This is a genomic window from Streptomyces pathocidini (assembly GCF_001418495.1).
In the GTDB taxonomy this organism is placed as follows: Bacteria; Actinomycetota; Actinomycetes; order Streptomycetales; family Streptomycetaceae; genus Streptomyces; species Streptomyces pathocidini.
Genome location: NZ_LIQY01000089.1, coordinates 1 through 8,961, shown reverse-complemented (window position 1 = coordinate 8,961; position 8,961 = coordinate 1). Strand labels below are relative to the sequence as shown.

8 protein-coding genes, 1 other RNA gene and 1 pseudogene are annotated in these 8,961 nt (G+C 70.7%); 5 read left to right on the top strand and 5 right to left on the bottom strand.

Annotated features, from left to right (window positions below; all coding sequences use genetic code 11):
* Positions 1-86: 86 nt before the first annotated feature.
* The 4 genes from AOK16_RS05970 to AOK16_RS05955 all read right to left on the bottom strand — a co-directional run bounded on the left by AOK16_RS05970 (position 87) and on the right by AOK16_RS05955 (position 4,085).
* A complete protein-coding gene (locus AOK16_RS05970; protein WP_055471166.1) occupies positions 87-1,319 on the bottom strand; it encodes a methionine adenosyltransferase in 1,233 nt (410 codons plus the stop codon).
* Positions 1,270-2,202 (bottom strand): Gfo/Idh/MocA family protein, encoded by a 933-nt coding sequence (locus AOK16_RS05965; protein WP_055471165.1) that lies wholly within the window; start codon positions 2,200-2,202, stop codon positions 1,270-1,272. Before AOK16_RS05965 ends, AOK16_RS05970 begins: the two co-directional genes overlap by 50 nt.
* Positions 2,199-3,053: a sugar phosphate isomerase/epimerase family protein gene (locus AOK16_RS05960; protein ID WP_240483398.1), complete on the bottom strand. Its 855-nt coding sequence runs from the start codon at positions 3,051-3,053 to the stop codon at positions 2,199-2,201. The genes AOK16_RS05965 and AOK16_RS05960 overlap by 4 nt, the downstream gene beginning before the upstream one ends.
* 228 nt (positions 3,054-3,281) lie before the next feature.
* Complete coding sequence (locus AOK16_RS05955; RefSeq protein WP_055471164.1) at positions 3,282-4,085, bottom strand: NAD-dependent epimerase/dehydratase family protein; 804 nt, start codon at positions 4,083-4,085, stop codon at positions 3,282-3,284.
* A 148-nt stretch (positions 4,086-4,233) separates the two neighbouring features.
* Here AOK16_RS05955 and AOK16_RS05950 point away from each other — a divergent pair, with 148 nt between their 5' ends.
* The 3 genes from AOK16_RS05950 to AOK16_RS05940 are packed head-to-tail and all read left to right on the top strand — an operon-like array spanning position 4,234 to position 6,851.
* Positions 4,234-5,034 carry an ABC transporter permease gene (locus tag AOK16_RS05950; protein ID WP_055471167.1) on the top strand — a complete coding sequence of 267 codons (801 nt, stop codon included), beginning with the start codon at positions 4,234-4,236 and terminating at the stop codon, positions 5,032-5,034.
* A gap of 40 nt (positions 5,035-5,074) precedes the next feature.
* Positions 5,075-5,839, top strand: coding sequence for an ABC-2 family transporter protein (locus AOK16_RS05945; RefSeq protein WP_055471163.1), 765 nt, complete (start codon positions 5,075-5,077; stop codon positions 5,837-5,839).
* 7 nt (positions 5,840-5,846) lie between these two features.
* Positions 5,847-6,851 carry an ABC transporter ATP-binding protein gene (locus AOK16_RS05940; RefSeq protein ID WP_055471162.1) on the top strand — a complete coding sequence of 335 codons (1,005 nt, stop codon included), beginning with the start codon at positions 5,847-5,849 and terminating at the stop codon, positions 6,849-6,851.
* A 299-nt stretch (positions 6,852-7,150) separates the two neighbouring features.
* Here AOK16_RS05940 and rnpB read toward each other — a convergent pair.
* Positions 7,151-7,554: RNase P RNA component class A (gene rnpB, locus AOK16_RS05975), an RNA gene on the bottom strand.
* 167 nt (positions 7,555-7,721) lie between these two features.
* Between rnpB and yaaA the strand changes: the two genes are divergently transcribed.
* Both yaaA and AOK16_RS05930 read left to right on the top strand, forming a co-directional pair.
* The gene (gene yaaA / locus AOK16_RS05935) at positions 7,722-8,522 is read left to right on the top strand and encodes a peroxide stress protein YaaA (RefSeq protein WP_055471161.1); all 801 of its coding nucleotides are present in this window, start codon (positions 7,722-7,724) and stop codon (positions 8,520-8,522) included.
* A 292-nt stretch (positions 8,523-8,814) separates the two neighbouring features.
* A pseudogene (locus tag AOK16_RS05930) lies at positions 8,815-8,961 on the top strand (keto-deoxy-phosphogluconate aldolase); the annotation flags it as partial.

Genomic DNA, 8,961 nt, shown 5'->3' with positions numbered 1-8,961 from the left:
GGCCGCGGCCGCGGCCGGGCGCACGCCATGGGGGAGGGCCAGGGCCGCGGTGACGTGTCCGGTGGTGAGGGTGATCGTCTCGGAGGTCATACGGTGCGGGCGCCGTCCAGCTCAGCCAGCAGTGTGTCCACCGGGAGGACGCGCGGCCGGTAGCACTCCCTCTCGACCAGGTCGTCGAGCCAGTCGGTACGGGCGAGCTGCTCGCGCACGATCGCCTCGGCCTCACTCGCCGGTACGTCCATTCCGGCGGCGATCTCCAGGGAAGCCGGCCTGTGATAAGCGGAGCCGCCGCGCCACATGACCGCGACCCGGCAGGGGCCGAAGCGCGCCGCGACGGCCTCGGCGGCCCGGTCGGCCAGCCAGCCGCCGACCTTGCCGACGTGGTAGGCCGGGTTCTTGCCGAACAGCACTTCGTTGCCCGCCTGTTGAGCGGGGGTGATCAGACCGGAACGGGCGTTGCCCCGCCCGACGAGCCCGTCCTCGCCGTAGTCGACGGCCGACCCGGACACGGTGTAGTACTGCAGCCCCAGGGGTTTGGTGACATCGGTGACGCTGTTGGCCACCGTCACGTCCACCGGGCCGGACAGCCGCTCGGACAGGGCCGTGGTGAGGCCGTCGGTGCAGGCGCGCAGCCGGTCGCCGTAGTCGGTGGTGCTCGACAGCTTCCCGGCCAGGCCGGGGACGCAGACGGTGACCGTCCACGCCGCGCCGTCGCGGACCACCAGCGCCTTGATGTCGCTGCCGGACCATTCCTGGCCGTTGAACCACGACTCGGCCAGCAACGCGACGGTCTCCGCCCGGGTCCGGGGAGCCGAACCCACCAGATAGGAGGTGTCGTTGGCGAACGCCTGCGGCCGCTCCGGCAGGTCGTCCAGGGAACGCGGTGCGAACTTGTGGGCGTACTTGGAGGAGTCGGTGGTCTCGTGCCGCATCCGCACGGTGATGCCGTCCCAGCCGGGCAGCGCCGTGCGCATCACCTCCCGCGCGGCGTCCTCGAGGATGTCGCGTACGGGCAGCGGGCGCCCGGCGAACGAGGTGGTGACGCGCCCGCCGAATATCACACGGACCGGGCGGTCGTACGTGGCGTCGGCCCCGTCGAAGACCGCCCGGCCGCCGAGCACCGCGACCTTGTCCAGGTTGTGGTGCAGCACGGCGCCGAATTCGGTGAGGCAGTACTGGCTGAAGCGGATCGAGGCGAGCTCGGCGATGCCGTCGGCGAGGGTGTCGGGGTGGCCGATGCCCTTGCGCTCGACGACCTCGACCGCGAGTTCATGCGGCAGAACCGGCCGGGCTGTTGCCGTGGGCGTCGCGATAGACATGGTCGATGACCTCCAGGGGGCGCCGGAGCGCGGCGAGGGGGAACAGGCAAGGATGCGCCGCGCCACCGGCGGCCGCATCGGTCAGGGCCCGGTACAGGGCCAGGCGCAGCGACTGGTGGGAGGGAGCGGCCGCGGCGGGACCGAGCCCATGCTCCAAGTTGCGTCCGGTGATGGGCAGTTGACGCCCGTCGGCGAGGTGCAGCAGGACCTCGTGACGGGGCGTGCCGTGGTCGTCGACCCGGGCGCGGACCGCGATCGAGCGGCCCTCGGCAAAGGTCAGCTCCGCCTCGATACGGTCCTCGGGCTCGGCCCAGCCGCGCCAGCGCCGTAGTTGGGCCCGGCAGGAGAGCACCGGATCCGGCGTCATCAGGCGCAGGGCCAGCGCCAGGCCGTGGATCGCCTGCTGGTGCAGGATGCCCCCGGCGGTGGCGTAGCGCGTGCGCCAGTCGCGGTAGTAGCCGCGGTCACGCCGGCAGGCGAGGATCACCTCGGCGTGCCGGATCGCGGGCGGCTCACGGAACAGGGCGGCGAGGCCCGGGGCGAAGTGCGGCTGGAACCCCACGAAGATCCGCTCGTCGCCCGCCTGGGGCACGAGGGCTGCGGGGTCGACCACCACGGGCTTCTCCACCAGCACCGTGGCGCCGGTCTCGGCGGCGGCCCGAGCCGCGGTGAGCGCGATGCCCGGCGGGGTGGCCACGATCACCAGCTCGGGGGAGGTGGCCCTCAGGGCGGCGCGCCATCCGGCGAGCAGCGGTACCCCCGGGCGCACCTTCGGTGGGCTCGGGTCCGCCACCGCGCACACCACTACGTCCGGCATCTCCTCCAGCGCGGTGAGGTGTTTGGCGCCGACCTCGCCGGCGCCGATCAGCAGCACCCGCGTCACGGCAGCACCTTCGCCAGCGCGGCCCGCAGATATGCGGCGCCTTCCGCCAGGGCCTCGGCCGGGGTGTCCCGCACATGGGTCTCCAGCGCGTACGGCAGCGCCGGGCGCAGCGCGCCGAGCCGCGGCAGGAGTTCGTCGTACGGGACGCTGCCGGTGCCCGCCGGACAGAACCGGCGCGATCCGTCGGCCGCCTGCCGGAAGTCCTTGATGTGGACGTAGTGCGTGTACGGGGCGAGCGCTTCGACGGTGGCGGGGTCGGCCTGCCCTACCTCGTGGAGGTTGCCCAGGTCCAGCCACAGCCCCAGCCCGGCGTCGTGGAAGCGCTCCAGGACGGTGAGCAGCGACTGGGCGTCGGCGACGGTGCACACCGGCTCGTTCTCGATGAGCAGCCGCACGCCGGCCTGTTCGGCGAGCTCGAGCGCCCGGGGCAGCATCGGGTCCTCGGCGAAGGACTCGGTGAGGCCGCCGACCTTGAGATGGGAGAATATCCGGATCAGCGGGGCCCCGAGGATCCGGGCGGCCTCCAGCGCCCGCTCCACATGGGCGAGCCGCTCGCCGGGCGGCACCTGGGTGGCGAACCCGAACGAGTCGACCCGGCCCGGCGTGGCCTCCGGCAGGCACCACTTCCACAGCGGCGAGGCCAGCGCGGCGACGCGCAGTTCCCGTTCGTCGGCCAGGGAGCGGATACGGCGCAGCCGGTCGGCGCCGAGCAGGATCGCGTTGGCGCCCTCGGCGGAGCGTATCTCCAGCGCGTCAATGCCCAGTTCTACGGCGAGGTCCATGCCGGGTACGGGATCGGGGCCCAGTTCGTCGGGGTTCAGCACGAGGGTGCTCGCGGGCGTTGACGTCACTTCACGCTCCCTTGGGTCGGGTGGCTGGTACGGCCGGCCGGTCGAGGCCGCGCACGGGACGCGAGGACGGTTTCCGCTCCATATGGGCTGGTTATCCCTTGCATGCGCTTTGGCCTGTTCACCCACCCTGCCACCCGGGGTGATCATGACGCCCGGGACGAAAGTCCCTATTCCATCGGTCTTTTGGACACTTCTGACGGCTCCTCATCCCGAGCCCGGTCAGTGCAACTAGGGCTCGGCAGTGAGGAAGGATCCGCCGATGTGCGTGCGCTCGGGGTCGTCCGGCAGAGGCTCGCCCAGCTCTGCGATCAACTGCTCGGCGAAGATCTCGGCGTCGTCCCGCGGCGTGTACCCCAGGGCGGCCCCGGCGGAAAGGTCCCACCAGGCACGAGTGTTGGCGGAGATGCCGTACACCACCGCGTGGTGGATCTCTTCGGCGGTGAGGGCGGCGTGCACGAGCCGGGCGCAGTCCGCGGGACTGAGCCAGGTGGCCAGCATCCGCACCGTCCGGGGGCGCGGGCAACAGGAGCCGATACGCAGCGAGACCGTTTCGATCCCGTACTTGTCGGCGTACAGGGAAGCCAGATTCTCACCGAAGCACTTGGACAGCCCGTAGAGGGTGTCCGGGCGCAACGGTGTCGTTGTGGCGACCGCCACACCGGGCGCGGCCGGTCGCGGGGTGAAGCCGACGGCGTGGTTGGAGGAGGCCAGCACGATGCGCTGTACGCCCTCGGCCCGCGCCGCTTCGTACAGCCGGTACGTCCCTTCGATATTGGACGTCAGCAGGTCCGCGAACGGGGCCTCTTGGGAAATGCCGGCGAGGTGCACGACGGCGTCCACGCCGCGGACGGCGGCCCGCAGCGCCGTGTTGTCGAGCAGATCCGCGGCGATCGCATCCGGGTCACCGGGCACCGGCACGATGTCGAACAGCCGCAGCGCATACCCGTAGGCCGGAAGGCGATCGCGCAGCAAGGCCCCGACGCCTCCGGCGGCTCCGGTGAGAAGGACGGTACGGGGGGCTGGTGTCGTCATGTCCGGTTCTCCTTCTGGCATGGGACGGAGTGTCAGTAAACGTATCGTCCGGGCATTAGGGACTTTCTGCCCTGTCCTCCCGTGCCGGGGCCGCCCACGATGGGGTGGACTCACAAAGCCGAGGGGGAGGGACATGCTGCCGGGCGTCATGCGGCTGTACGTGGCCGTCGCGGTCAGTACCTTCCGGCGGTACACGGCCTACCGGGCCGCGACCGCTGCCGGAGTGTTCACCAATATCGTCTTCGGCTTCATCGTCGCCTACGCGTACATGGCCTTGTGGCACGAGCGTCCGAACCTCGGAGGCTACGGACGGGAGCAGGCGCTGACTTTCGTCTGGATCAGTCAGGCGCTGGCTGCGGCCATGGCCCTGCTGGGCGGCGGATTCCAGGAAGAGCTCCAGGAACGCATTCGCACCGGCGAGATCGCCATCGACCTGAGCCGCCCGGTCGACATGCAACTGTGGTGGCTCGCGTGCGACTTGGGGAGGGCTGTCTTCCACCTACTCTCGCGCGGAGTCGTCCCCCTGGCGGTCGGAGCCCTCGCCTTCCGGCTCGCGCTGCCCCAATCCCCCCTGATGTGGCTGGCCTTCCTGCTGTCGGCGCTGCTGGGCGCCGTCGTCAGTTTCGCGCTGCGCTATCTCGTCGCTCTGAGCTCCTTCTGGTTACTCGACGGCGCAGGAGTCAACATGGTCAACGGGCTGTTGACCATGTTCTTCTCCGGGATGCTGCTGCCGTTGACGGTCTTTCCCGGCGCGTTCGGCGAGACGGCCCGGCTGCTGCCCTGGGCCGCGGTCCTGCAGACCCCGGCGGACGTCCTGCTCGGGCGGCACCATGGATCCGGGCTGGGGCGGGCGTTGTTGTTCCAGGCCGGATGGGTCCTGGTTCTCCTCTCGGCCGGCCGGGCGATGCAGCTGCGGGCCACCCAAAGGACGGTGGTCCAGGGTGGCTAGGGCACTGGACGGGCTGCGCGCTTACAGGCTGATCGCTGCCATGTGGATTCGCTCAGCTGCCGCCTATCGCACCTCGTTCCTCGTGACGGCCATCGGCAGCTTCACGGCGAGCGGCCTCAGCTTCGCGGCCATCCTGCTGATGTTCTCCCACGTCGAGGTGCTGGGCGGTCTCCTGCTGCCCGAGGCGGCTCTCTTGTACGGTACGTCGAACACCGCGCTCGGGCTCGCGGACTTGACGCTGGGGAACATGGTCTCGCTCGGGCAGCGGGTGCGCGACGGCACGCTCAATACGCTGCTCGTGCGCCCCGCTCCAGTGCTCGCGCAGGTCGCGGCTGACCGCTTCGCGTTGCGCAGGATCGGCCGGATCGGCCAGGGGGCGCTGGTACTGATCTGGGCGCTGGCACAGGTCGACGTCGCCTGGACTCCCCTGAAGATCCTCCTGGTACCCGTCATGCTGATCAGCGGTGCGGCGATCTTCGGAGCGGTCTACATCGTCGGGGCTGCCTTCCAGTTCTGCGCGCAGGATGCCGCCGAAGTGCAGAACTCCTTCACCTACGGCGGCAACGCGCTGCTGCAGTACCCACCGGCCGTCTTCGCCAAGGAGGTGGTGTGGGGCGCGACGTTCGTCATCCCGCTGGCCTTCGTCAACTGGCTGCCCGTGCTCTACATCCTTGACCGCGGCAATCCGCTGGGCCTGCCCACCTGGCTGGCCTTCGCCGCACCGGCCGTGGCGACGGCGCTGTGCGCGGCGGCAGGACTGGCATGGCGCGCGGGACTGCGCGGCTATCGGAGTGCAGGGAGCTGACGAGGACATGCGCAACAAGCAACACCACGGCGGCCGAGGCCGCTTCGAGAACAACGGCGGGATCGAACTGGAGGATGTCGAGAAGGTCTTCACCCTCCGCCGCAGGACAGGAGTGCTTCGGCGGAGCCGCGAGGAGGTACGGGCCGTCGACGGCATCAGCTTCACGGTCGCCCCCGGAGAGATGGTGGGATACATCGGCCCCAACGGCGCCGGAAAGTCAACCACCATCAAGATGCTGACAGGGATCCTCGCGCCCAGTGGCGGCCGGCTGCGGGTCGCTGGGATCGACCCCGCGCGTGAGCGCATCCGGCTTGCCCACCACATCGGCGTGGTGTACGGCCAGCGCACAACGCTGTGGTGGGACCTGCCGCTGCGCGATTCGTACACCCTGGTGCGCCGTCTGTACCGCGTCCCCGCCCGCCGGTTCCACAGGAACCTCGATCGCTGCGTGGAGCTTTTGGATCTCGGGGCTCTGATGGACACCCCCGTGCGCCAGCTGTCGCTCGGGCAGCGGGTGCGCGGTGACATCGCCGCCGCGCTGCTGCACGACCCCGCCATCCTCTACCTTGACGAGCCGACGATCGGACTCGACGCCGTCAGCAAGGTGAAGGTCCGCGGCTTCCTGCAGGACATCAACGCCGAGCACAACACGACCGTCCTGCTGACCACCCACGATCTGACGGACATCGAGCAGCTGTGCCGACGTGTCATGGTCATCGACCACGGACGCCTGGTGTACGACGGAACCCTGGACGGCCTGCACACGCTCGGCGAGAGCGAGCGCACGCTGATCGTGGACTTCGAGCGGGTACTGCCACCGGTCACCGTGCCGGGCGCCCGCACCGTGAAGACAGACGGCCCCCGGCAGTGGCTTGCCATCCCCGCTGACGCGAGCGCGGCACCCGTGGTCGCGGCGGTCGCCGCCCACCACCCGCTCGTGGACCTCTCGATACGCGAGCCTGACGTGGAGGACGTCATCGCAGCCATGTACGCACGCCTGCCCCGAGGATGACCCCACCGGACTCGCCGCACACCACCTCGCACACAGCGGAGCGAGCAGCTCCCGGCCCTGATCTCCGGGGCGGCAATCTTTGATGACGAGGCCCTGGTGCCGCTCCTGCCGGCCCGTTCCTGAGAACGTCGCGACGTGGACCCTTGAGCGGCAAAGAGCAGAAACCACGAGCACATCGCGGTCACCCGATCTGAGAGGACCGGTGGGGTTCTGCCGGTTCGAGCGGGTCCAGCCAACGGCCGATTTCAACAAGAAAGAACCCCTGCCCAGCGAAAACGCCGGCCATGGGCCCCTAGCGGCAGACGAGCCAAGCTGTACGCCGGGTTCTGTTCCGTGGGGTCCTCGCGGGCCCCACGGCGACGGCCATCCATCTAGGGCCGGCGTTGCCGCCGGCCTCGTGCGGTCTACCCGCGGACTCGGGCGGGCAGCCCTCGATCGTCCGCGCAGGGCCATCCGAGGATGGCCCCTCTTGACCTTGCTCCGGGTGGGGTTTACCGAGCCGTCCGGGTCACCCCGGACGCTGGTGGTCTCTTACACCACCGTTTCACCCTTACCGAGGGCCGAGGCCCCCGGCGGTCTGCTTTCTGTGGCACTGTCCCGCGGGTCACCCCGGGTGGGCGTTACCCACCACCCTGCCCTGTGGAGCCCGGACGTTCCTCGGCGGGAACCCGAAGGACCCCGACGCGGCCGCCCGCTCGGCTCGTCTGCCGTATTGACCATGCTACCTGCCGGTTCGACCGGCCCGTACGCGATGTCCCCTGCGGAGGCGGCCGCCCCACGGGCCGTTAGGCTGCGGCGGGGCCGCCGCCTAACGGCCCGACGCAGACCACCGCAGAAGCCCCCCCGCCGCCGTGGAGAAGGAGATCGCACGTGCTCGTGCTGCTGCCGCCGTCCGAGAGCAAGGCCGTCGGAGGGGACGGGGGTCAGCTGGACCTCGGCGGGCTGTCGCTGGACGGGCTGCGCGCCGCACGCGAGGTCGTGCTGGACGAGCTGGTGGCACTGTGCGAGGCCGACGAGGAGAAAGCGCGCGAGGTGCTCGGGCTGAGCGAGGGGCTGCGCGGCGAGGTCGCCAAGAACGCCGCCCTGCGGACCGCGCCCACCCGCCCCGCCGGGGAGATCTACACCGGCGTCCTCTACGACGCCCTCGGCCTCGCCACCCTCGGCGCCGCCGCGCACCGCCGCGCGGAGCGCACACTGCTGGTCTTCTCGGGCCTGTGGGGTGCCGTACGGATCACCGACCGGATTCCGTCCTACCGCTGCTCGATGGGCGTCAAGCTGCCCGCCCTCGGCGCGCTCGGCCCGTACTGGCGCGGCTCCATGGCCGACCGCCTGCCCGAGGCGGCGGGCGACGGGCTCGTGCTCGACCTGCGCTCCGCCGCGTACGCCGCCGCCTGGCAGCCGAAGGGCGAGCTCGCGGGGCGTACGGCGACGGTGCGTGTGCTGCACTCGCGGATGGTCGACGGTGTCGAGAAGCGGTCCGTCGTCAGCCACTTCAACAAGGCGACCAAGGGGCGGATCGTACGGGACCTGCTGACCGCGGGCGCCGATCCGGCAGAGCCTGCCCAACTCGTGGATTTTCTGCGGGAGTTGGGGTACGTAGTGGAAGCCGAGGCGCCCGCCAGGGCCGGGAAGGCCTGGCGGCTGGACGTCGTGGTGACCGAGATCCACTGAGGCGACCACCTCAGGCCCAGGCCTCGGGAGCAGGCCTCAGGGCCAGGCCTCAAAAATTGAGGTCTCAGACCTCAGGCCTCAAGGCCCTACGGGCAGCCGAGCCCCAGGGCGCCAACGGCAACTGAGCCTCAGAGCACCACCAGCAGCCGACCCGAGGGCGCCACGGGCAGCCGAGCCCCAGGGCGTCACGGGCAGTCGACGAGGGTCGTCGCGGATGGCCACCTCAAGACACGCGTTGCACAGTGCGCAACGTGCGTTGCGGGGAGCGTGGCTCGGTCGGCAGGATGGCCGCATGACCTCCGTGCTCGACCTCGCCCCCGTCATCCCTGTCGTCGTCCTGGAAGACGCCGCCGACGCCGTGCCGTTGGCGCGGGCGCTGGTGGCGGGGGGCCTGCCCGCGATCGAGGTGACGCTGCGGACGCCCGCCGCGTCCGCGGCG